The following is a 21,955-nucleotide window of genomic DNA, read 5'->3' as shown; positions in this document are numbered from 1 at the left end:
GAGATTAGATACCTTTTGACCAACGGTTGGTGGAGGTTTCCCCGAGAATTGTCCTGTTCTCTTCACACGGCCGACCGAAATGCTCAGCCGGTGGATCAGCTCAGCGCCTGGCCGAGGAGGTGTAGTCCTCACGCAGCGCGACCAGTGCGGTCAGCAGGTCACTGGTGTGCAGCAGGGCCCGTCCGTCGAAGGCACGCACGTCCCACAGCGCGTCGCCGGAGCGGACGGCCGCGCCCAGCGCGAGCGGGCGGGTGATGTCCGTGACGTCGCTGACGATGATCCGCTCGCCGGCGGCGCTGGTCTCGTAGGTGCGGCCCATGCACTTGACCAGCACCCGCCGCTCGCCGGCCTCCTCGCAAGGGGCGTGGCCCGCAGGGCGGGCAAAGGACGTCAGCATCGCGCTCGTCACTCCAGGCAATCGATCGGAAACACAGTGTTAACTGTGCCACAGTCGCGCCTCCTGCTCAAAACCGCCCCGGCCGTGCGGCGCACGGCGGGACGGTGCAGGGTCGAAGCATGGACAAGCTGCTGACCATCCTGCTGGAACTGGAGTCCTCCACCGAGGTGCTCGGCGCGGACGAGGTCGACATCGGCGCCCGGGTCCGCTGGGTGCACGCCGCCGACGCCTCGCAGGCCCCGCCGCCGCGCACCCTGTGCGGGCTGGACGCGACCGTCCTGGACGAGGAGGCCTACCGGCCGGCCTCCCCCGAGGACCCCTGGTACCCGCCCGCGCACGCCACCCGGCGCTGCCCCGCCTGCGACGCCGCTTTGCGCAGCACGCCTGCTCAGTGACCGCCGGCGTCCATGACCTCGACGCCGCGGATGTTCCGCTCGATCTCCTCCACCGGCAGCGAGACCGCCAGCGCCCAGTAGTAGGTCACCAGCGCGAACACCACCACCACGCCGATGTCCCACCAGAGCGGCAGGTTCTTGGTGGCGCCGACGCCGAACTGGCCCTGCCAGGAGATCACGCCCATCCCGACCAGGTAGACCGGCAGCCACTGCCCCGCCCGGAAGTCCATCCGCGGCGCGCCCGGCAGGCGCTTGGACTGCGCGTAGGCGGCGTACGAGCCGAGCAGCAGGTAGCCGAGCAGGATCGAGGCGCCCAGGCGCCAGAGGGTGTCCCAGCCCGCCCAGTAGATGACCAGGCTGGCGATCGCGAAGGCCACCGGCGAGACCACCGACCCGGCCGGCAGGCGGTAGGGCCGCTCGGTCCCCGGCATGCGCTTGCGCAGCACGCCGAAGGCCAGCGGGGCGCCCGCGTACATCAGCACGACCGCGGAGGTGATGAAGCTGACCAGCTTCTGCCAGCTCGGGAACGGCAGGAAGCAGAGCACCCCGGCCACGAAGGCGACGATCAGGCCGATCCACGGCACCGCGCGCCGGTCGGTGGCCTGCATCAACTCCGGGGCATAGCCGTTGCGGCTCAGCCCGTAGGTGATCCGCGAGCTGGAGGTGATGTAGATCAGGCCGGTGCCGCCGGGCGAGATGATGGCGTCGATGTACAGCAGGCTGGCCAGCCAGCCGAGCCCGATCACCGTGGCGAGGCCGGCGAACGGGCCGCTGATGCCCGTGTAGGTGAGGTGGGACCACCCGCCGGCGAAGCTCTCGGCCGGGAGCGCCCCGATGAACACCACCTGGAGCAGGATGTAGACCAGGCTGCCGATCAGCACCGACCCCAGCACCGCGCGCGGGATGTCACGGCGCGGGTTCATGCTCTCGCCGGCCCACTGGATGGCCTGCTCGAAGCCGAGCAGCGCGAAGATCACCCCGCTGGTGCTGATCGCCGACAGCACGCCCCGGGCGCCGTACGGCGCGAAGCCCTGGGAGGTGAAGTTGGAGCCGTGGAACTCCTTCACCGCGAACACCAGGATGGTGAGCAGCGGGATCGCCACCTTCCACCAGGTCGCCGCACTGTTGGTGTTCGCGAGCCACTTGACGCCGAGGAAGTTCACGGCGACGAAGAGGGCCAGCAGCAGCATCGCGACGACAAAGCCCGAGGCGGTCAGCGTGCTGTCCTTGTGCTGGAAGCCGTCCGCCCAACTCCAGTGCCGGGCATAGCCGATCATCGCCTGCACCTCGATCGGCGCGATGGTCGCCGCCTGGAGCCAGGAGAACCAGCCGAAGGACATCCCCGCGAAACCGCCGAAGGCGTAGTGCGGGTAGCGCGCGGTGCCGCCCGCGACCGGGAAGAGCCCGCCCAACTCGGCGTGCACCAGGGCCAGCAGGATGATCGCCACCGCGCCGATCCCCCACGAGACCAGCGCGGCGGGCCCGGCCGCCGTGACGGCCTTCTCGGCCCCGAAGAGCCAGCCCGAGCCGATGATCGCGCCCACCGACGCCCAGAGCAGGCCGATCATCCCCACCTCTCGGCGCAGGGCGTGCTTCGGCGAGGAGGGTGGGGTGAGCTGGCCAGTCGATGCCATGGATGCGGCCTCTCGGATCGCGGCGATACGATCCGAACAGTGCCGCAGAGCTACCGACGCACCGCGGGTGCAGCGCTGGCACACGCCGAAACGGCCACTCGTCCGGCCGAGTTGTCAGACTGACCGGGATCGGGCAAGCCGCGTTGGCCTCAGGCGTACTCGGTCAGGTCGATGGCGTGCACCCGCAGCGGGAAGCCGGAGACCGGGTGCGTCGTCTCGTGGTCCAGCTCCATGCCGAGCTTGTGCGCCACGTTCTCCGAGGCATCGTTGCCGAGCCTGATGATGCTGATCACCCGGTCGAGCCCGCGGTCCTCCAGGGCGAACTCCAGGACCGCGTGGGCGGCTTCGGAGGCGTAGCCCTGGCCCCAGAACTGCCGGCCGAGCCGCCAGCCGATCTCCACCGCGGGCAGCACCTCCGGAAGGAACTCGGGGACGGACAGACCGGCGAACCCGATCAGCTCGCCCGAGCCCAGCAGCTCGACCGCGAAGAGGCCGAAGCCCTCCTCGTCCCACTCCTCCTCCCAGTGCTCGATCGACTCGGCCGTCTGCTCCAGGTCCCGCGGGTTGCCGTCGCCGATGAACTGCATCACCAGCGGGTCGGCGTTGATCTCCGCCATGGCGGCCAGGTCGTCGTCCTGCCAGCGGCGCAGCAGGAGGCGGGGGGTGAGGATCTCGGTCATGCCCCCATCCTCCCATTGCGCCGGACCAGGTCAGACCGCCTTGGCCTGGGCGTCCAACAGTGCTGCCGCGCGTGCGCGTTCGTCATCCATGGCGCCCGCCCCAGGAGCCCGCCGCAGCCCGGCCAAGCGGGTGAATGCTGTGCGAATGTACCGAGTCCCCTCGCATCTGCGGCCTTAGGCTCAGCCCGCCCGCCCCTCGCACCCACCATGAGGAGACCCCTGTGCCGTCCCGTACCGTCCGCCTGGCGCTGGCGGCGGGCTGTGCCGCCGCCGTGCTGGCCGTCAGCGGCTGCTCCTCCGGTTCGTCGTCGAGCGCTGCCTCCTCCGCCGGCTCGGCGTCCGCCGCCGCGAGCGTCAGCGGCACGATCACGGTCTTCGCGGCCGCCTCGCTCCAGGACACCTTCACCACGCTCGGCAAGCAGTTCGAGGCGACGCATCCCGGCACCAAGGTGGTCTTCAACTTCGCCGGCAGCGACGCCCTCGCCGCCAGCATCGTGGCCGGCGCCCCCGCCGACGTCTTCGCCGCGGCCAGCCCGGCGACCATGAAGACCGTCACCGACCAGAGCGACGCGGTCGGCACGCCGAAGGTCTTCGTGCGCAACGAGCTGGAGATCGCCGTGGTGCCCGGCAACCCGCAGAAGATCACCACCCTCCAGGATCTCGCCAAGCCCGGCCTGAAGGTCGTGCTCTGCGCGAAGCAGGTCCCCTGCGGCGCCGCCGCGCAGACCGTCCTGACCACCGGCAACGTGCAGCTGACGCCCGCCAGTTACGAGGCGGACGTGAAGAGCGCGCTGACCAAGGTCGAACTGGACGAGGCCGACGCCTCGCTCGTCTACCAGACCGACGTGCTGGCCGCCGGATCGAAGGTCACCGGCGTCAACTTCCACGAGGCCTCCTCCGCCATCAACGACTACCCGATCGCCCCGCTCACCCACGCCCCCAACAGTGCCGGCGCGGCGGCCTTCGTCGCCCTGGTCGAGTCGCCCGACGGCCGCAAGGTCCTCACCGCCGCGGGCTTCATGCCGCCGTCCTGATCAGGCGGTGGGCGACGGCGTACCCGGCGGTGACCCAGCGCGTGCCCGATCGCCCGGATCGCCCGCATCTGCTCCGCCTTCCACTCGGTCGGACCAGAACCTAGCCCGATCGGTTCGTATCTGCCCGCAATCTGCTGGGTCGCCCGCGTCGCTGGGGACTCCTCAGGGATCTCCTCCTGAAAGGATGTTCATGTCGGAGCAACTCCACATCCGGGCCGCGCGAGCGGCCGCCGTCACCACCCTCACCTTCGCCGCGGTCCTCGGCGGGGTGGGCCCGGCGGGTGCGACCTCGCCCGAGGACCACCCGATCGAGGTCAGCCTGGGTGCCGCCGGCATCCAGGTGCCGGACGGCAGCCACACGGGCGGACTGGTCAGCTTCCGGGTGGCGACGGACGACGCGAGCGGCCGCCAGCTCCAGCTGCTGCGCCCGCACGACGGTGTCACCCCCGAGAAGGCGATGAGCGACCTGGCCGCCTCCGTCAGCGCGGATCCGGCCACCGCGGCCGCGGGGATCAAGGCCTTCCGCACCGAGGCCGACGCGCTGGGCGGCGCGCTGGTCACCCCGCAGGTCCACGAGCAGTTCACCGAGGAGATCTCCCCCGGCGCCGTCTACCTGGTGGACCTCACAGCGCTGCGGGCCGACCCCGCGCACCCGGTGACGAAGCGTCTGGACCTGGTGGGCACCAGCGGCCAGAGCGCCAACCAGGCCCGCTTCCAGGACGGCATGGTGATCGAGCGCGACTCGTTCGCCGGCCCGCGCTTCCAGACCGAGGACCTCGACCACGCGCACCTGGCCTACCTGGTGCACAACGAGTCCACCGAGATCCACGAGATGCAGCTGCGTCCGGTCGCCGCCGGGACCACCGACGCCCAGTTGGACGCCTACTACGCCGCCCTCGCGGCCGGTGGGAAGCCGGCGTCCCCGTTCACCGGCCCGGGCACCGGGTTCGGCGGCATCTCGCCGGACCACAGCGCCGCGATCCAGGCCCACGGCCTGCAGCCGGGCACGTACGCGCTGCTCTGCCTGGTGCCCGACGAGACGTTGGGCGTGCCGCACGCCGCCCTCGGCATGCGGCGGATCGTCACCCTGCAGTAACAGCGGCCCTGCTCATCCCGGCCGGGCTCAGCTGCCGGCCGGGATGAGGGTGGAGAGCCACTTGAAGACGGTCGGCACCATCGGCTTCCAGGTGCTGATCAGATGGGCGCCCGGGTTCTCCACCGCGGTCACGGCGGTGGGGGCCTTCGCCGCCTGCTGGAGTGCGAGGGCGTCCTCCAGGCCGTCGCCCTTGCGGCCGGTCTCGTAGATCGCCACGTTCGGCGGGGTCGCGGCGTGGGTCAGGATGTAGAGCGGGTTGGAGATCTCCCGCAGGTGCGCGTCCTTGGCGGTCAGCGACTTGGGCTCGGCCATCGGGTCGTTGTAGCCCGACATGCTGACCGCGGCGCGGAAGCGGTCGGGGTGGGACAGCGCGAGCCGGGTGGCGCAGTGCGCGCCCGCCGAGTAGCCGGCCACCGCCCAGCGCGCGGCGGAGGCGTCGACGCGGAAGTTGTCGAGCACCATCTGCGGCACGTCGCGCGCGAACCAGGTCTCCGCGTTGATCTTGCCGGGGACGTCGGCGCAGCCGGTGTCGGTGTCCCCACCGAGCAGGGTGACGCGCGGCGAGACCAGGATGAAGGGCGTCACCTGGCCGGAGGTCATCAGCGGCGCGAGCTGCTTGGAGACGTCCATGCTGCCGAACCAGGCGCTGGAGGAGCCGGGGAAGCCGGCCAGCAGTTCCACCACCGGGAAGGTCTTGTCCTTGTACGCCGGGTCGTTGTACTGCGGCGGCGTCCAGACCACCACCTCGCCGTCGACACCGGAGAGTTGACCCTTCAGGTCGGTGGTCCGCACGTCGCCGGGCACCGCGCTGTCGCCCACCGGCTGGAAGTTCTGGATCACCTTGGCCCGCGTCGTGTCGGCCACCAGGCCGTGGTCCGGCGGCGGCGCGGCCACCGTCCGGACGTGGTTCGCGGTGCCCAGCAGGTCGCCCCAGGTGTCGTAGAGCTGGTTGGCGTTGTTGACCAGTACGAAGACCAGCATCACGGCGGTGGCCTGGCAGAACAGGATCGAGGCCAGGTAGCCGACGGTCCGCAGCGGCCCGCGCGCGGCTGCCCGCTCCCGTCCCCGCCGACGGCCGGCGGCCCGGCCCGCCGCCCGGCCGCCCGCCCGGCCCTGCGGCTGGACCTGCTCGCGCGGGGCCCCGCCGGCCCTGCTCCACTGCATCGCGGCCAGCACGATCGAGCCCACGAAGAGCACGATCGTGAGGAGGAGGAAGGGGGTGCCTGTCAGCTGCATGCGTGCTCTCAATATCCCGGGTCGGACCGCGCGGTTCACGGGCAAGGACGAAGCCGGGGGCGCGTTCGGTTACGCCCATGATCATAAGAGAGATGAGAAACACGTCACAGCGCAGGGGCCCCATGGGGCTGTTACAGCCCTGTTATGCCCGTGGCGCGAGAGTGATCCCGTCAGTCAGTACTCGCACCATGACGGGAGCCGCTCATGCCGACAGCGAGCGCAACCAGCACGCGCGCGGCCCGGCATCGGGGCAGGCCCGCGGCTCGGCCGCCCGGGCTGCCGGGGGTGCCCGGAGCCGGGGCCCTGTGGGAGCGGGCCCTGCTGCTGGTGATCTGGTCCGGGGTGCCGGCGGTGCTCGCGGTGTGGTGGCAGAACACCATCCCGGGCTCGCTGCGCGGCCCCGGTGACTGGCTGACCGCGAGCGGACGGATCTCCGGACTGCTCGCCGCCTACCTGCTGCTGGTGCTGGTCGCGCTGATGGCGCGGGTGCCCTGGCTGGAGAACCGGGTGGGCTCGGACGTCGTGGCCCGCCACCACCGCAAGCTCGGCGAGTACACCGTGGCGCTGGCGGTGGCGCACGCGGTGCTGATCATCCTGGGCTACGCCTGGCAGGCGGGGACGAACCCGGTCTCCGAGGGCGTCACCGTCGTCTTCGACTACCCGGACGTGCTGCTGTCCGCCGTCGCGCTGGTGCTGCTGGTGCTGGTGGGCGTCGTCTCGGCCCGCGCGGTGCGCCGCAAGCTCGCCTACGAGACCTGGTACCACGTCCACCTGCTGGTCTACGTCGCGATGGGCCTGGCCTTCGCGCACGAGTTCGCGGTCGGCGCGGACTTCTCCGCCTCCGCGCGCAACCGGCTGCTGTGGTCGGGCGCGCACCTGGCGGTGGCTGCGGCCGTGCTGGTCTTCCGGATCGGGCTGCCGCTGCGGCGCTCGCTGCGCCACCGGCTGCGGGTGGCGCGGGTGGTCCGGGAGGGGCCGGGCGTGGTCTCGATCCACCTGACCGGACGCGACCTGGAGCTGCTGAACGCCGAGGCCGGGCAGTTCGCCCGCTGGCGGTTCCTGGCCCCCGGCCAGTGGTGGCAGTCGCACCCCTACTCGTTCTCGGCGGCGCCCGGCGCGGGCACGCTGCGCATCACGGTGAAGGACCTGGGCGCCTCCAGCGCGTCGCTGGCGCGGCTGCGGCCCGGGACCCGGGTCTGGTTCGAGGGCCCGTACGGCGCCTTCACCGCGCGCCGGGCCGGCCGGAACCGGCGGGTCCTGCTGATCGCCGGTGGCGCGGGCATCACCCCGATCCGGGCGCTGTTCGAGACGCTGCCCGGCCGCGGCTCGGACGTGATCCTGCTCTACCGCGCCTCCAGCGAGGCCGACCTGGTGCTGCACCGCGAGCTCCAGGCGATCGCCCAGCGGCGCGGCTTCGGCCTCTACCCGCTGGTGGGGCCGCGTGCGGCGGGCACCGACCCGCTGGCCGCCGGGCAGCTGCGCCGGATGGTGCCCGACCTGGCCCACCGCGAGGTGTTCCTGTGCGGACCCGCCGGGATGACCGAGAGCGTCACGGAGCAGCTGCGCTACGCCGGGGTGGCGCAGGGCCGGATCCACACCGAAGCGTTCGAGTTCTGAACCCGAAGTCCTGATTCGAGGAGGGCCACGCCCATGCGCAAGACCACCATGGCCCTGTGCTCCACCGCCGCCGGCATCACGCTGCTGCTCGGGGTGAAGGCGCAGTCCGGCGGCTCGCCGCGCTCCGCGCTGGCGGATGCGCCGCAGCCCGCGGCGGCGGCGCCGTCCACCGCGCCGTCCACCGCGCCGTCCTCCGGTGCCGCGTCCGGGGGCACGCCCGGCAGCGGGAAGTTCACCGGCAGCGAGATCGACACCCGCTACGGCCCGGTGCAGGTCCAGGCCGTCGAGTCCGGCGGCAAGCTGACCGACATCGTGGTGCTCCAGCAGACCTACGGCGGCCACAGCTCGCAGATCGACTCCTACGCCCTGCCCGTCCTGAAGTCCGAGGCGCTGACGGCGCAGAACGCGAACATCGACGTGGTGTCGGGCGCGACCTACACCTCCGAGGGCTACGCGCAGTCGCTTCAGGCCGCCCTCGACGCGGCCGGGAAGTAGCCCCCGATGCGCACCGCGACCGCGACCGTCATGGGCACCGTCGTCTCGCTGGCCGTCCCCGACACGGTGAAGGCGACCGTTCTCGGGGCGGCGGCCGACGCGGCGTTCGGGTGGCTGCGGCACGTCGACGAGGTCTTCTCGCCGTTCCGTCCCGACAGCCCGATCAGCCGGATCCGCGACGGCAGGCTGCCGCTGAGCGCCGTCGACGGCTGCCCCGACGGCCCCGAGATCCGTGAAGTGCTCGCCCTGTGCGAGGAGTTGAAGCAGGACAGCGACGGCGCCTTCGACGCCTGGGCGGTCGGCGACCCGCCCGGGTTCGACCCCTGCGGCGCGGTCAAGGGCTGGGCGACCGAACGGGCCGGCGAGCTGCTGACCGAACACGGGCTGACCCGCCACACGCTCAACGCGGGCGGCGACGTCCGGCTGCGGGTCGGCGAGGAGGACCGGACGCCCTGGCGGGTAGGGCTGACCGATCCGCACCGGCCGGGCACCGTGCTCACCGTCCTGACCGTCCGCGACGGCGCGGTGGCCACCTCCGGCACCGCCGAGCGCGGCGCGCACGTGTTCAACCCGTCCAGCGGCCGGCGCGCCACCGCGCTGGCCCAGGTCACCGTCACCGGACCCGACCTGGCCCGCGCCGACGGCTACGCGACCGCCGCCCTGGCGCTGGCCGACGGCCCGCACGGCGCGGCCGCCGCCCGCGACTGGCTGAACGACCTGGCCGAGCGCACCGGCTACCAGGCACTGACCGTCGACCCCTCCGGGGCGACCTGGTGGACCGCCGACCTGGCGGCCCTCCTTCCGGCACGGACTGAGAGAGGATGAGCCCATGCGGATTCTGGTCGTCGAGGACGAACAACGCCTGGCCGCGCGCATCGCCGAGGGACTGCGTGACCAGGGCATGGCGGTCGACGTCAGCCATGACGGCACCGACGCTCTCGACAAGGCCGAGCTGAACACCTACGACGTCCTCGTCCTGGACCGCGACCTGCCCGGCACCCCCGGCGACGAAGTCTGCAAGCGGCTGTCGGGGCGCGCCGCCGCGCCGATGATCCTGATGCTGACCGCGCTGTCCGGCACCGACGACCGGGTGGACGGCCTGACCCTGGGCGCCGACGACTACCTCGGCAAGCCGTTCTCGTTCACCGAGCTCACCCTGCGGGTGCGGGCGCTGGCCCGCCGGGGGCGCTCGCACCCGGCGCAGCTGACCTGCGGCGAGCTGACCATGGACACGCTGCGCCGCACCGTCCACCGCTCGGGGCGGCCGATCACGCTGACCGCGAAGGAGTTCACCGTCCTCCAGGTGCTGCTCAGCGCGAACGGCGCGGTGCTCAGCCACGAGCAGCTGCTGGAGCGGGCCTGGGACGAGCACACCGACCCGTTCACCAACACCGTCCGGGTCACCGTGAACCGGCTGCGCCGCAAGCTGGGACAGCCCGACCTGGTGGAGACCCTGGTCGGCGCCGGCTACCGGATCGCGCCGTGAGCGCGCGCGGGCCGTCAGGGTGGCGACGGCTGCGGTCGTGGCTGGTGCACCCGCCGCTGACGATCCGCGCGCGCCTCACCCTCACCTACGCGGCCCTGTTCACGGTCGGCGGCAGCGCGCTGGTGCTGGCCATGACCACGGCGTTCTACCACGCGATCTTCCGGCCGCTGCCCGCCTCCGCGATCCCCGGCCGGCTCGATCCCGACCACGACCACATCCTCAGCCTGAGCGACCAGATCCGCGACGCCGCCGTCTCGCACCTGCTGCGCGACGCCCTGCTGCTGCTCCTGCTGGTGGTCGCGGTCTCGGCGCTGCTGGGCTGGTGGGTGGCCGGCCGGATGCTGCGGCCGATCAAGGACATCACCGCGGCGGCCCGCCGTGCCAGCGGCACCACGCTGCACGAGCGGCTGAACCTGCCCGGGCCGCCCGACGAGCTGAAGGAGCTCGGCGACACCTTCGACGAGATGCTCCAGCGGCTGGACGCGGCCTTCGCCACCCAGCGGCGGTTCGTCGCCAACGCCAGCCACGAGCTGCGCACGCCGCTGGCGGTGAGCCGGGCCGCCGTCGAGGTGACGCTCGCCAAGCCCGACCCCACCCAGGCGCAGTGGCGGGCGATGGCCCAGGACGTCGCCGACTCCACCGAGCAGGCGCAGCGGCTGATCGACGCGCTGCTGGTGCTGGCCCGCTCCGAGCAGCGGGTCACCGACTTCGAGGACGACGACCTCGCGGACGTCGCGGCGGAGGCGCTGGACCAGGTCGCCGCGCGTTGCCGGGCGCGCGGCCTGCGCCTGGAGAGCGAGCTGATCGCCACCCCGCTGCGCGGCAACCTCGCGCTGCTGGGGATCGCGGTGACCAACCTGTTGGAGAACGCGGTGAAGTACAACCGCGAGGGCGAGCTGCTGGCGGTGGCCACCCGCGAGGTCCGCGGGTCCGACGGCACCCGCTGGGTGGAGCTGACCGTCGCCAACGACGGACCACCGGTGGATCCCGGGCAGCTGGACCAGCTCTTCGAGCCCTTCCACCGCGGCCGGCACACCCGCCACAGCGCGGGCGCGGGCGATGCTCCGGACGGTGCCGGGCTGGGTCTGTCGATCGTCCGGGCGGTCGCGCTGGCGCACGGCGGGCTGGTCGAGGCGGTGGTGCGCCCGGGGGGCGGGCTGACGATCGCGCTGCGGCTGCCCGCGAGATCCACTTCGTCTACAGCGATGTAGACACTCTGGGTGGGATTGTGCCATTCTGCCTCACATGACGACAGCTCAACTCCAGCAGAACCGCCCCGCTGCCCACGTCAGGCAGATGACGAGCAAGGTGCCGGAGGTGACGGCGCTGTTCTGGATCATCAAGGTGCTGACCACCGGGATGGGCGAGACGTTCTCCGACTACCTGGCGCACGTGATGGACCCGATGATCGCGGTGGCGGCCGGCGGAGTGGGCCTGGTCCTCTGCCTGGCGGTGCAGCTCAGCGTGCGGCGGTACGTGGCCTGGATCTACTGGACCACCGTCGTCATGGTCAGCGTGTTCGGCACCATGGCCGCCGACGTCCTGCACGTCGGCCTGGGCGTGCCGTACCTGATCTCCTCCCCCTTCTTCCTGGTGGCCCTGGCCGCGGTCTTCGGCGCCTGGTACGCGACCGAGCGCACCCTCTCCATCCACAGCATCCGCACCCGGCGGCGCGAGCTGTTCTACTGGGCCACCGTGCTGGCCACCTTCGCGCTCGGCACCGCCGTCGGCGACCTCACCGCGACCACCTTCGGCCTGGGCTACCTGGCCTCGGGCGTCATGTTCACCGTGCTGATCGCCCTGCCGGCCCTCGGCCACGCGCGGTTCCGGCTCGGCGCGATCCCCGCCTTCTGGTGCGCGTACGTGCTGACCCGGCCGCTCGGCGCGTCCTTCGCGGACTGGATGGCCGTCAGCCACCAGCGCGGCGGGCTCAACCTGGGCCTCGGGCCGACCACGGCGGGCTGGAGCCTGGCGATCCTGGTCCTGGTCGGCTACCTGGCGGCGACCCGCCGGGACACCGCCGCCCGCTGACGCCGTCCCGCTCTGCCCTCCTGCGCCCGGCGCCGCCTTCGGCGTACCGTCGGGCGCAGGAGGATCGCGATGACGTATCACGAGATCCGCGGCGCCGGCCACCCGCTGGTGCTGCTGCACGGCGGGATGCACACCGTCGAGCCGAGCTTCGGACCACTGCTGACCCCGCTGGCCGAGCAGCACCGGGTGATCGCGGTCGAACTCCGAGGACACGGCCGCACCGCCGACATCGCCGACGATGTGGCCGCCCTGCTCGCGCACCTGAACGTCGACCGGGCCGACTTCCTGGGGTTCAGCCTCGGCGGCCTGGTTGCACTGGAGCTCGCGGTGACCCGCCCCGCGCTGGTGTCCCGCCTCGTCCTCGCCTCCACACCGGCCGAGGGCCACACCGCCGACGAGCTGCGGGCGCTGCGCGCGCCCACCCTGCTGCTGGTCGGCGACCACGACTTCGTCCGGTTCCCGCACACCGCCGAGATGCTCGACCTGATCCCCGACGCGCAGCTCGCCGTGCTGCCCGGCACCGTTCACACCGACGTCCCGCGGCGGCCCGAACAGCTGCTCGCGCTCGTGCTGCCGTTCCTCGACCCGGCGCCGGCGCCCGAGGGCTCCCTCGGCGCGGTGCTGACCGACTACCTGCGCGGCCGACTCTCCGAGCTCACCGCGCTCGACGCCGCCGTGCGCCGCGACGAGCCCGACGCCGTGCACCAGATGCGGATCTGCGTCCGCCGGCTGCGCAGCGCGCTGACCGCCCACCGCCGCCTGCTGGAGCGCGAGCGGACCGACCCGCTCGGCGAGGAGCTGCGCCTGCTGGGCAAGATCCTCGGCCGGGCCCGGGACGCCGAGGTGCTCGGGGAACGGCTCACCGCCCAGGCCGCCGCCCTGCCCGCCGCCGCGCACCCCGAGGAGCTGGCCGCGCGGATCCGCACCCGCTTCGACCGCCGCTACCGCACCGCCCACCGCGCCGCCCTGCGCGCCCTCGACAGCCCGCGCTACCGGGCCCTGCTGGACGCCCTGGAGGAGACCGCTGCCCGCCCTCCGCTGCGCGAGCGGGCCGCCGCCGCGCGCGGCGGAGCCGAGGCCGAGCGGACCCTGCGCCGCGAACGCCGACGCACCGGCCGCCGCGCCCGCCCCGCCTTCGACGAACCCCCCGGCCCGGCCCGCGACGGCGCGCTGCACCAGGCCCGCAAGGCCGCCAAGCGGGCCCGCTACACCGCCGAGAGCGTCCTGCCGCTCACCGGAAAGGCCGGATCCCGCTTCGCCGGGCGCATGAAGGAGTTGCAGCAGGCGCTCGGCCGCCACCAGGACGGCGTGGTCGCCGAAGAGGCCGTCCTCGCCCTCCTCACCGACGCCCGCGCCCACCGCCAGGACACCTTCGGCTACGGCCTGCTCTTCGCCGCCCAGCGCCGGGAGGCCGAAGCCGACCTCGCCGCCGCCGAACGCGCCTGGCACCGAGCCCGCCGCGGCTGAGGGCCTCCGGCCCTGCCATGATCCTCGGGTGCCGATACCCAGCCTCCTGCGCCGAGCCCTCCCGGCGGCCCTCCTGCTGGCCGCAGCCCTGTCAGGACATGTACCGGGGAATGACCGGAGGTTGGCGGGAGGACACGGGTCGGTGTTCACCGACGACGCGGTCCACGGCCTGGGCTTTGCCCAGAGCCAGGTCGACGGCAAACACCAGTTCGTGGTCGACGCCGCCGCTGTGCGCGGGAACACCCTCTGCTTCGTCAACTACTACTCCGCCACCTCGGACCGGACAGCCGCACAGGACCTGCTCAAGCGCCAGGTCGACGCCCTCGGGCACTGATCAGCTGCGGATCGTGGACCGGCGTGAGGTGCCTGTCAGTTGATCTGGGTGAGGGCGTCGAGGACGTCGGTGTAGCGGGACCGACGGTCGGGGCGGGCGTGGTCGGCCGCGCGCCGCAGGGCGGGGACCGCCTGGGCGCCCAGCGCGATCAGCCCCTCGGTGGCCGCCCGGCGGACGGCCGGGTGGGCGTGGTCGAGCAGGGCGGCCACCGCCGGGATCGCGGGTGTCCAGCCCGCGTGGCAGAGGGTTCGGACGGCCGAACGCACCACGCTGGGCTGGGAGTCGTCCAACAGGGCTGCCGTGTGCCGCAGATAGCTCGGCCGGTCGAGCACGGCCCGGGCGGTGCGGTGTGCGTGCAGGCGGACGCCGGCCCTGGGGTGCTTGAGCAACTCGCCGAGCAGGTCGCTGAGTTCAGCGTCCGGGGTGGTGCCGGGCGCGGCCAGCGCGGTGAGCGCCCGGCGGATCTGCTCCGGGCTGCCGGTGCGGGCCTGGTGCAGCAGCTCCTGCCGGGTGGCGGGGCGCGGCGGCTCGGGAGGGAGGTGCGGCTCGGGGGCAGCGGTGGAGGGGGCGGGGGCGGCGGGATCGCGCAGCGGCCCGTCGAGCAGGCGCAGGCGGTCCGCGAGGTCGTCGCGGCCTTCGGCGCGCAGGCGGTGGCGGGTTCGCTCCAGCGCGGGGGTGCGCAGCAGCGGGCGGCTGCCGAGCAGGTCGAGCACGCCCCAGGCGCCGGCCTCGAGCCGGTCGGCGAGGCAGCGCGCCAGTTCGTCGCCGGGAATCCCGCGCAGCGCCTGCCAGGCCGCCGCGCGCACGGCGGCGTCCTCGTGCTCGCCGTACTCCAGCAGCAGCGGGACCAGGGGGATCCGGTCCCACGGGTCGATCCGCTGGGCCAGCAGCGCCACCCGGTCGGGGCGGAACCCGTCGGCCCGGAGTTCTGCGGGGGCAAGCGGGACGGGGTGGAGCGCCAGGGTCTCGACCCGTCCGTCCAGGTAGGCGTGCAGCAGGTGGCGCGCGACCTCCGGTTCGGGCCAGTCGCGCAGGGCCAGCGCGGCGATCTGGCGGCGCTCGGTGGCGGGCGCTCGGAGCATGGCCAGCAGGCGGTTCCGCAGGGCTGCCGACCTGGGCTGGTCGAGGTCGTCGGCGCGGACGGCGCGCGGATCGGGTGTCTGGGTGCTGCGGGCGCTCTCGGCGATGGTCCAGGGCGGTGCGTCCAGGGGCTGAAGGTCCGTCATCCGGTCGAGCAGCGCGTCGCGGGCCTCGGTGGGGGCCGACGGGTAGGCGTCGATCAGGGCGGACAGCCGGGTGCGCGAGTCCGGCTCTGCGGCTGGCTCTGCGGCTGGCTCTGCCGGGAGGGCGAAGGCGTCGCGCAGCACGGCGGCCTCCGCCCGCCAGGGGTCGGCGCCGAGCCGGGCGGCGGCGAGGGCCTGGTCGAGGTCGGCCCGGACGAGCACCGCGCCGCAGCGGCGCAGCAGGGCCAGGGTGCGGACGTCGCCCGCGGGCGCGGCGGCGGGCGGCAGGGCCCGGACGGCGGTGACGACGGCCATCCGTTCGACGGCCGAGAGCAGGGGCGCGACGGCTTCGAGCAGGGTGTGCACGTCCGGAGCGTCGGCGAGGGCGTCGAGCAGCAGGAAGGTGGCACGGGCGTAGCTCGCCAGCTCCTCGGGCGTCCACGGTGCCGGGCAGGCCAGCAGCGCGAGCCGCAGCACGCGGGAGCGGGCCGACCGTTCGGTCGCGGACCGGGCCAGCGCCAGGAACTGCGCCAGCAGCGGCCGGAGTTCGGCCAGGCGGTCGGGGCGCGGGGGCTGCCCCCGCTCGGCGATGCGCAGCGCGACGAGCGGGTTCCAGCCCTCGGCGAGCAGCGACCGGACGTCGTGGTCCGCCGCAGCGGCCGGGCTCGGACGAGACGCGGCGGGCGCGGGGAGGCCGTGCCGGGCGAGCGCCGGTGCCAGCTGCTCGACCGTCCCGGCCGCGAGACCGATCCGGCCTGCTGCCAGTAGCGCGAGCAGGGCGGGGACGACCGGGGATGCCTGCGCTTCCAGCGCGAGGACCGCGCGGGCGGAGAGCGTGCCGTCCAGGGCGAGCAGCAGGAGTTCGAGTTCGCGGCGGTCGGAGCTGTGCTCGGTGCCGGCGGCGGCTTCGGCTTCGGCAGCGGCAGCGGCTTCGGCGGCGGCGAGCAGGGTCGCCGGGTAGGCGTCGCCGAGGACGGCGCGCAGTGCCTCGGTGAGCGAGCCACGCAGGCCCGGGTTGTCGTGCCGGCCGAGCCAGCGCAGCAGTTGCGGCACCGCCTGCGGCGTACCCGCGCGCACCAGCGCCTCGGCGGCGGTCTTCTTGATGTTCATCGTCGGGTGGTCGAGGCAGTCCGCGATCGCAGCGCCGGCCCAGTCGGCGCGCGCATGGCCGAGGGCGATGAGCGCCTGACGCACGGTCTGCACGTCCGCCGCGGTGGTCAGCGTGATCAGGCTCGCCGACAGCGCCTGCGCGTCCTCGCCCGTGGCGTCGCGGGCGAGCAGCGCGATCGCGTGCTTGCGTACCTGCGGGTCGCGGTGGCGCAGCAGCCGGTGGACGCGCGCGCGGGTGCCCGGCCAGGGCGCGCGGAGCAGCAGTTCGAGCAGGACCGCCTGCTCGGCTGCCGACAGTCCGGGGCTCTCCAGCAGGTCCAGCGCGAGGGTCGCGACCAGGGCGCGGCCGGCCGCGTCGGCGTCCGGCGCGCCGAGCAGGCAGGACGGCCGGATGCTGCCGCGCTCGTACAGGCGGCGGCCCAGCGCGTGCAGGGCGTCCAGCGCCTGCTGCGGGACGGCGGGCTCGGGCGTGGCCGCCGGGTCGGCGGCCGCGGCGGCCACCAGTTGCCGCAGCAGCTCGGTGACGGCGGGCAGCGTGCCGGCGCCGCCGCGCGCCGCGCGCGCCTCGAGTGCCAGCAGCGAATCGCCGGGTGACGGGCGGGAGTTCAGCAGCGCCAGTTCCTGTTCGTCCGGGCCGCCGAGCAGGACCGCGATCCGGTCCGGCAGCTCGGCGGGGTCCAGGCGGGCCAGCAGGGCGCGGCGCTCGGCGGGGTCCTCGGTCAGCTGCCACAGCAGCATGAGGGCGCGGTCGCGGACGGCCCGCAGCCACGGTGCGACGACGCCCGCTCCCCCGTCGAGGTCGCCGTCCGCGCCCAGGCCGAGCGCCGTTCGCAGCGCCGACACGGTGGGTCGGCCGCCGATCGCCTCCAGGGTGGCCAGCGCCGCTGCCGGCGCCGCGGGCAGCAGGGCCAGCACGGCGGCCTCGGCGGCCGTGTGGCGCAGCGCGCGGAGGGCGGCCAGGAAGGGCTCGGGCCGCGGGGCGGTCGGCAGCAGTCGCGTGATCGCCTCCCCGATCGGCAGCTCCGCCGCGCCCTGCCCGGCCAGCGCGACCAGGAGGTCGAGGCGGCGCGGCCAGTCGGCGGCGCCGGCCTGCACCGCCGCGTCCGTCAGTACGTCGAGCACCGCCTGACGGCAGGTGAACAGGACGGTCGCGACCTCGCGGGCGGGAATCACGTGGTCGGCCAGCGCCAGGGCGAGGACGGACGGGACGGCCGAGTCCTGCGGGAAGTGCCCGCGCCGGTGCAGGCCGCGCAGGCAGTGCAGCGCCGGGCCGCCGAGCAGCAGCGGGTCGGTCAGCGCCAGGTCGGTCAGCGCGGTGATGTCCGTGCGGTCGGCCAGGTCGCCGAGCAGCTCCACCGCGCGGCGCCGGAGCGCGGGCGGCAGCGCGGGGTCCCCGGCGGTCTGCCAGAGCACGCCGCCGTGGCCGTGCCGGGCGGCGACCGCGAGGGCGGCGTCGGCGGCGTCGGGCTCGGCGGCCACCGCGTCGGCGGTCAGGAACGCGGCGAGACGGCCCATCGGCAGCGGAGTCAACGCCGCCCAGGGCTCGGCGAGTTCGCTGAGGGCAGCAGTGGCGACGGTGCTGTCGGTGTCGGTGTTGTGGTGCAGCGCCAGCCGCAGAAGGTGCGTCCGGACCAGGGCGGGCGCCAGCAGGCCGGCGTGCAGCCCCTCACGGAGCAGCCGCAGCGCCACCGTGTGCAGCACCGGGTCGGCGCTGTCTGCGAGTTCGGCCACCAGCTGGTCGGGCCGGCGGGCGTCGGTGAGCGCAAGGTCGCGCACGGCCTGGTAGAGCAGCTCGCCCGGCTGCTCGCCGCGCAGCGCCGCCGGTTCGTGCAGCAGCTCGGCGTGCAGCCACGCGATCCTTACGGTGAGCGGCAGTTGGGGCATGACGGTGTGCCGGACCGGTCGGCGCGACGGTGCAAGGTACGGCCAGAGCCGTTCGTGGAGCCGCGCCAGGAGAAGCGCAGCCTCCGCCGAGTCGGTCGCCGACTGCGGTAGCAGCGCCGCGAGTTCGACGGCCTCGCCCTCGTCGGCGGGCCGCTCGGTCAGCAGGACGAGCCCGAAGTACCGTACGGCGGCGTCCTCGTGCCGGATCAGCCGGCCGAGGGCCGCCACCGGGCAGAGCCGCGCGTCGAGGTGCGTGGAGAGCCACCCGAGGTCGGCGCGGCGCAGCGCGTCGTGGAGGGCGTCATCGGGCGTTGTCGTCACCGTCGCGATGCTAGCCGGGGTCGGCCGTGAAGTAGCCGCTCGGGGTGGTGCCGAGGGTGCGGCGGAACATCGCGGTGAAGGCGCTGGGTGTGGCGTAGCCGAGGTCGGCGGCGACGGCCGTCACCGGGGTGCCGGCTGCCAGCAGGGTCACCGCCCTGATCAGCCGGGCCTGTTGGATCCAGTGCGCGAGGGTCATCCCGGTCGCGGCCGGGAAGCGGCGTTGCAGGCTGCGCGTGCTGAGGTGGGCGTGGGCGGCGGCCGTCGCGGTCGTCCAGTCGCCTCCGGGGTCGGCACGGACGGCGGAGCAGAGGGCGTCCAGGTCCCGGTCGCCGGGGGACGGCAGGTGCAGTGCGGGGACGGGGTGCGGCTCCAGCTCCAGCAGGAGCAGGTCCATCAGCCGACCGTCGCGCCCCTGGAGGTCGTACTCCAACGGGACGCGGGCCGCGGCGACGATCAGCTCGCGCAGCAGCGGGGTGATCGAGACCACGGTCGGTTCGGCGGGCAGGCCGGTGGCCGCCTGCGGCTCGATGTAGAGGGTGCGCATCCGGACCGCGCCCGTGCAGGTCATCGCGTGGTCGACGCCGGCCGGGACCCAGACGCCACGACTCGCGGGCACCACCCAGAGCCCGCGCTCGGTGGACACCGTGATCGCGCCGCTGGCGCCGTAGATCAGCTGGGCGCGCCGGTGGTGGTGGGTGGGGATGTGGTGGCCGTCGGGGAGGTCGCGCGCCATCGCGGCGAGCGGCCTCGGGACGCGCTGGTAGTCCTCGCGGTCCTCGCTCTTGCCGAACATGGCGTCCCTCCCACAATGGCGCGATCTCGACAGTTGACGGCACAACGGCGAAAGCATGCCAGACGCGGCCTGCCTAGCGTGTACGCATGTGACCGAGCAACGCGACACCACCCCCCTCACCCGGCCGCTGCTCCTGCTGCTGGCGGCGACCAGCGCGGTGACCGCCGCCAACGTCTACCTCAGCCAGCCGCTGCTGGGCGCCGCCGCCCGCTCGCTGCGGGTGGGCCCCGAGGCGCTGGGAGCCGTGCCGACCGCCACCCAGCTCGGCTACGCCGCCGGCATCGCGCTGCTGGTCCCCGCCGGGGACAGCCACGACCGGCGCAGGCTGATCCTGGCGCTCTGCGCGGCCTCCACCCTGGCGCTGGCCGCCGCCGCCCTCGCGCCGACGGCGGGGTGGCTGGTGCTCGCGAGCTTCGCGATCGGCGTGCTGTCACCCGTCCCTCAGCTGGTGGCGCCGCTGGCCGTCGCACTCTCGGACGGTCAGCCCCGGGGCAAGGTCGTGGGCGTGTTGCAGGGTGGCCTGCTGGTCGGCGTGCTGGCTTCCAGGAGCTACGCCGGGGCGCTCGCCGAGGCGGCCGGCTGGCGGTCCGTCTACTGGTGCTCGGCGGCGGCTACCCTGCTGCTGACGCTGGTGCTCCGGTGGACGTTGCCCGCCGCCCCGCCCTCGCACGGCGCCGGCTACCGCGCGACGGTCCGCTCGCTGCCGCGCGTGTTCGCCGCCTACCCGCTGGTCCGCCGGATCACGCTGTCCGGGGCGCTGGTCGGGGCCTCGTTCGGGGCGTTCTGGACCGCGCTGACCTTCCTACTGGACGAGCACTACCGCTACGGGCCCACCGGCGTGGGCCTGTTCGGACTGGTCGCGGTCGCCGGAGCACTCGCCTCCCCCGCCGCCGGACGGCTGGCCGACCGGCTGGGCAGCCGGGCCGCGCCGGCCGCGCTGATCGCCCTGGTGCTCGCCGGCTGGGCCGTGCTGCTGCCCGGCGGGAGCGGCGTCGGCTGGCTGGCGGCCGGCACGGTGCTGCTGGACGTCGGCACCTGGGGCAATCAAGTCACCTGCCAGAGTGCGCTGTTCACGCTCGATCCGGCCATCCACAGTCGCCTGAACACCTGCTACTTCACGCTGCGCTTCCTCGGCATCGCGGTCGGCTCGGCGGTCGGTTCGACTGCGTGGCGGTACGGCGGTTGGCCGGCGGTGGCCACTGTCGGAGCGGTGACCACGGCCGCCGCGCTGCTCGTCGTGCTGCTGCCTGGATCGGGCCGGTCGGCCTCAGATGACCCCGGTGCGCAGGGCGTAGACGACGGCGTGGGTGCGGTTGCGCAGGCCCAGCCGCGTCACGACGTCGTGCACGATGCTCTTCACGGTTCGTTCGGAGTAACTGAGCTTCGCTGATATCTGGTTGGTGGTCAGGCCTTCGGCCAGCAGACCGAGCACCTCGACCTCCCGGTCGACCAGACCGGCGATGTTCAGCCCGTGCGGGACCAGGGCGTTGTCCCTGATCGTCCTGATGTGGGCGATCAGGGCCTGCTGAACTCCGGGAGCCGATTCCTGGTCGTCGCCGGCCGCCGCGTCCACGACGGCCCGCCTGATCTCCTCGAATCCGCTCTCCTGGCGGTGCAGGAAGCTCACCAGTCCGAGGTCGATCGCCCGCAGCATATGGTGTTCGGGAAACTCGTGTGCGACCAGCACCATCGGCAGCGCGCTGTCCGGAGTTTCGTGCTGGACCCGTTCCACGCGCGAGAGCGTGTCCCCGGTGACCTCCGTCGCCAGGACCAGCAGGACGTCCGCCGGGTGGCGCCAGGTCCAATAGCTCGCGGTGATGCCCTTGCATGTCGACAGCCACGAGACCGCGCCCTCGCCGGTTACCGGGTCATTGGCCAGCACGGCCACGGTGACGGGTTTCACGCTCTTGGCGTTCATGATTCCGCACGACCCCGGCACAGTCCGAGGAATTGTCCTAAGGGCATGGCAATGGCTCCTGACGGCAGGCCGGACCAAGGAAGTTCGAGCCGGACCGAAGAAGTCACAACGGTCCCTGGCAACGCAAAAAGGCTAGGATGATCATGAGAAATACGCAAGTAGCCTCACGTTGTCTGCCCGTTCGGCCCACCCGTTCGACCCGCCTGTGTGCACCCCGGGCCCGGTAGCCCAACTCCCCTGCCCACAGCCTCTGCTGTCAGCCATGGCAGCAAGGACGCCACGCGGCGCGAAACCCGCCGACGGCCGTCGCGGGCGTGAACATCTCCCCCGTTGGTGGGCGATCGATCCCTCCGGTGCCCCTAGGTGCAGCCAACTGCTCCCCAAAGGGTAGGGCCGCTTGCGTTCCCTCTGTTCGGCCGTTCATCTTGGGATCAGCGCAGAGACCGGGAATCAGCGAAGTCCTTTGCACCGCACCCGGACCGAGTCGCTTCGACCCCAGTACTTCGGACAGAGAGGAAGCCTGCGGCGATGAACCCCGACGGGAATTCAGCGGACGACGGCACAGTGCGGCACAGCCAGCTGGAGCAAGCGATCACGCGGATCTGGGAGGACGTTCTGCGCCTTGACGGGCTCACCACCGAGGACGACTTCTTCGAGCTGGGCGGGCATTCGCTGACCGCGTCGCAGGTCATTTCCCGGATGCGCCGCTCCCTGGAGGTCGAGGTACCGCTCGCGGTCTTCTTCCAGTTCCCCACCATCGGCGGGCTCGCGGCCTACGCGCAGCGCCAGGGGGGTGTCCGCTAG

At 73.5% G+C, this 21,955-nt stretch carries 19 protein-coding genes and 1 pseudogene; 13 read left to right on the top strand and 7 right to left on the bottom strand.

Features of this window, described 5'->3' with window-relative positions; translation table 11 throughout:
* Positions 1-100: 100 nt before the first annotated feature.
* Positions 101-397, bottom strand: coding sequence for a hypothetical protein (locus P3T37_RS04245; RefSeq protein WP_280722036.1), 297 nt, complete (start codon positions 395-397; stop codon positions 101-103).
* A gap of 119 nt (positions 398-516) precedes the next feature.
* On the opposite strand from P3T37_RS04245, the gene P3T37_RS04240 reads away from it, so the two are divergent.
* Positions 517-792: a hypothetical protein gene (locus tag P3T37_RS04240; protein ID WP_280722035.1), complete on the top strand. Its 276-nt coding sequence runs from the start codon at positions 517-519 to the stop codon at positions 790-792.
* Here P3T37_RS04240 and P3T37_RS04235 read toward each other — a convergent pair.
* Both P3T37_RS04235 and P3T37_RS04230 read right to left on the bottom strand, forming a co-directional pair.
* Positions 786-2,426, bottom strand: a complete 1,641-nt coding sequence (locus tag P3T37_RS04235; RefSeq protein ID WP_280722034.1) for an APC family permease — start codon at positions 2,424-2,426, stop codon at positions 786-788. The two genes, P3T37_RS04240 and P3T37_RS04235, sit on opposite strands and share 7 nt — an antisense overlap.
* Before the next feature lie 149 nt (positions 2,427-2,575).
* On the bottom strand, positions 2,576-3,106 hold the full coding sequence (locus P3T37_RS04230; protein WP_280722033.1) for a GNAT family N-acetyltransferase: 531 nt from the start codon (positions 3,104-3,106) through the stop codon (positions 2,576-2,578).
* Between the two features lie 221 nt (positions 3,107-3,327).
* On the opposite strand from P3T37_RS04230, the gene modA reads away from it, so the two are divergent.
* Together modA and P3T37_RS04220 are read left to right on the top strand one after the other, a co-directional pair.
* Positions 3,328-4,140: a molybdate ABC transporter substrate-binding protein gene (modA, locus tag P3T37_RS04225; RefSeq protein ID WP_280722032.1), complete on the top strand. Its 813-nt coding sequence runs from the start codon at positions 3,328-3,330 to the stop codon at positions 4,138-4,140.
* A 190-nt stretch (positions 4,141-4,330) separates the two neighbouring features.
* On the top strand, positions 4,331-5,236 hold the full coding sequence (locus tag P3T37_RS04220) for a hypothetical protein (RefSeq protein ID WP_280722031.1): 906 nt from the start codon (positions 4,331-4,333) through the stop codon (positions 5,234-5,236).
* A gap of 27 nt (positions 5,237-5,263) precedes the next feature.
* Here the strand turns inward: P3T37_RS04220 and P3T37_RS04215 are convergent, their stop codons facing one another.
* A complete protein-coding gene (locus P3T37_RS04215; RefSeq protein ID WP_280722030.1) occupies positions 5,264-6,472 on the bottom strand; it encodes an alpha/beta hydrolase-fold protein in 1,209 nt (402 codons plus the stop codon).
* Between the two features lie 204 nt (positions 6,473-6,676).
* Here P3T37_RS04215 and P3T37_RS04210 point away from each other — a divergent pair, with 204 nt between their 5' ends.
* From P3T37_RS04210 to P3T37_RS04175, 8 genes are all read left to right on the top strand, one after another.
* Complete coding sequence (locus P3T37_RS04210) at positions 6,677-8,089, top strand: ferric reductase-like transmembrane domain-containing protein (protein WP_280722029.1); 1,413 nt, start codon at positions 6,677-6,679, stop codon at positions 8,087-8,089.
* Between the two features lie 33 nt (positions 8,090-8,122).
* Positions 8,123-8,584 carry an FMN-binding protein gene (locus P3T37_RS04205; RefSeq protein ID WP_280722028.1) on the top strand — a complete coding sequence of 154 codons (462 nt, stop codon included), beginning with the start codon at positions 8,123-8,125 and terminating at the stop codon, positions 8,582-8,584.
* Positions 8,585-8,590: 6 nt separating this feature from the next.
* Positions 8,591-9,409, top strand: coding sequence for an FAD:protein FMN transferase (locus P3T37_RS04200; protein WP_280722027.1), 819 nt, complete (start codon positions 8,591-8,593; stop codon positions 9,407-9,409).
* Positions 9,410-9,413: 4 nt separating this feature from the next.
* Positions 9,414-10,070 carry a response regulator transcription factor gene (locus P3T37_RS04195; RefSeq protein WP_280722026.1) on the top strand — a complete coding sequence of 219 codons (657 nt, stop codon included), beginning with the start codon at positions 9,414-9,416 and terminating at the stop codon, positions 10,068-10,070.
* Positions 10,067-11,281: a HAMP domain-containing sensor histidine kinase gene (locus P3T37_RS04190; RefSeq protein ID WP_280722025.1), complete on the top strand. Its 1,215-nt coding sequence runs from the start codon at positions 10,067-10,069 to the stop codon at positions 11,279-11,281. The genes P3T37_RS04195 and P3T37_RS04190 overlap by 4 nt, the downstream gene beginning before the upstream one ends.
* A gap of 34 nt (positions 11,282-11,315) precedes the next feature.
* Positions 11,316-12,101, top strand: a complete 786-nt coding sequence (locus tag P3T37_RS04185) for a hypothetical protein (protein WP_280722024.1) — start codon at positions 11,316-11,318, stop codon at positions 12,099-12,101.
* Between the two features lie 69 nt (positions 12,102-12,170).
* Positions 12,171-13,568, top strand: a complete 1,398-nt coding sequence (locus P3T37_RS04180; RefSeq protein ID WP_280722023.1) for an alpha/beta fold hydrolase — start codon at positions 12,171-12,173, stop codon at positions 13,566-13,568.
* A 142-nt stretch (positions 13,569-13,710) separates the two neighbouring features.
* A complete protein-coding gene (locus tag P3T37_RS04175) occupies positions 13,711-13,902 on the top strand; it encodes a hypothetical protein (protein ID WP_280722022.1) in 192 nt (63 codons plus the stop codon).
* Between the two features lie 35 nt (positions 13,903-13,937).
* Here P3T37_RS04175 and P3T37_RS04170 read toward each other — a convergent pair whose 3' ends face one another.
* On the bottom strand, positions 13,938-18,440 hold the full coding sequence (locus P3T37_RS04170; protein ID WP_280722021.1) for a HEAT repeat domain-containing protein: 4,503 nt from the start codon (positions 18,438-18,440) through the stop codon (positions 13,938-13,940).
* A gap of 10 nt (positions 18,441-18,450) precedes the next feature.
* Entirely contained in the window at positions 18,451-19,233 is a 783-nt protein-coding gene (locus P3T37_RS04165) for a helix-turn-helix transcriptional regulator (protein WP_280722020.1), read from the bottom strand.
* An 88-nt stretch (positions 19,234-19,321) separates the two neighbouring features.
* Here P3T37_RS04165 and P3T37_RS04160 point away from each other — a divergent pair, with 88 nt between their 5' ends.
* On the top strand, positions 19,322-20,623 hold the full coding sequence (locus tag P3T37_RS04160) for an MFS transporter (RefSeq protein ID WP_280722019.1): 1,302 nt from the start codon (positions 19,322-19,324) through the stop codon (positions 20,621-20,623).
* Here the strand turns inward: P3T37_RS04160 and P3T37_RS04155 are convergent.
* A pseudogene (locus P3T37_RS04155) lies at positions 20,582-20,887 on the bottom strand (LuxR C-terminal-related transcriptional regulator); the annotation flags it as partial. The gene P3T37_RS04160 and the pseudogene P3T37_RS04155 sit on opposite strands and share 42 nt — an antisense overlap.
* Positions 20,888-21,679: 792 nt before the next feature.
* Here P3T37_RS04155 and P3T37_RS04150 point away from each other — a divergent pair.
* A complete protein-coding gene (locus P3T37_RS04150; protein WP_280722018.1) occupies positions 21,680-21,955 on the top strand; it encodes a phosphopantetheine-binding protein in 276 nt (91 codons plus the stop codon).

Origin of the sequence: Kitasatospora sp. MAA4 (genome assembly GCF_029893355.1) — a bacterium.
Lineage (GTDB): Bacteria > Actinomycetota > Actinomycetes > Streptomycetales > Streptomycetaceae > Kitasatospora.
This window is presented reverse-complemented; position numbering and strand designations above follow the sequence as displayed.

Excerpts from the sequence above, each read along its gene's own strand:
- P3T37_RS04205 (WP_280722028.1), top strand. The coding sequence starts at position 8,123 with ATGCGCAAGACCACCATGGCCCTGTGCTCCACCGCCGCCGGCATCACG.
- P3T37_RS04230 (WP_280722033.1), bottom strand. The coding sequence starts at position 3,106 with ATGACCGAGATCCTCACCCCCCGCCTCCTGCTGCGCCGCTGGCAGGAC.
- P3T37_RS04235 (WP_280722034.1), bottom strand. The coding sequence starts at position 2,426 with ATGGCATCGACTGGCCAGCTCACCCCACCCTCCTCGCCGAAGCACGCC.
- P3T37_RS04220 (WP_280722031.1), top strand. The coding sequence starts at position 4,331 with ATGTCGGAGCAACTCCACATCCGGGCCGCGCGAGCGGCCGCCGTCACC.
- P3T37_RS04185 (WP_280722024.1), top strand. The coding sequence starts at position 11,316 with ATGACGACAGCTCAACTCCAGCAGAACCGCCCCGCTGCCCACGTCAGG.
- P3T37_RS04245 (WP_280722036.1), bottom strand. The coding sequence starts at position 397 with ATGCTGACGTCCTTTGCCCGCCCTGCGGGCCACGCCCCTTGCGAGGAG.
- P3T37_RS04180 (WP_280722023.1), top strand. The coding sequence starts at position 12,171 with ATGACGTATCACGAGATCCGCGGCGCCGGCCACCCGCTGGTGCTGCTG.
- P3T37_RS04200 (WP_280722027.1), top strand. The coding sequence starts at position 8,591 with ATGCGCACCGCGACCGCGACCGTCATGGGCACCGTCGTCTCGCTGGCC.
- P3T37_RS04165 (WP_280722020.1), bottom strand. The coding sequence starts at position 19,233 with ATGTTCGGCAAGAGCGAGGACCGCGAGGACTACCAGCGCGTCCCGAGG.
- P3T37_RS04195 (WP_280722026.1), top strand. The coding sequence starts at position 9,414 with ATGCGGATTCTGGTCGTCGAGGACGAACAACGCCTGGCCGCGCGCATC.
- P3T37_RS04240 (WP_280722035.1), top strand. The coding sequence starts at position 517 with ATGGACAAGCTGCTGACCATCCTGCTGGAACTGGAGTCCTCCACCGAG.
- P3T37_RS04210 (WP_280722029.1), top strand. The coding sequence starts at position 6,677 with ATGCCGACAGCGAGCGCAACCAGCACGCGCGCGGCCCGGCATCGGGGC.
- P3T37_RS04150 (WP_280722018.1), top strand. The coding sequence starts at position 21,680 with ATGAACCCCGACGGGAATTCAGCGGACGACGGCACAGTGCGGCACAGC.
- P3T37_RS04215 (WP_280722030.1), bottom strand. The coding sequence starts at position 6,472 with ATGCAGCTGACAGGCACCCCCTTCCTCCTCCTCACGATCGTGCTCTTC.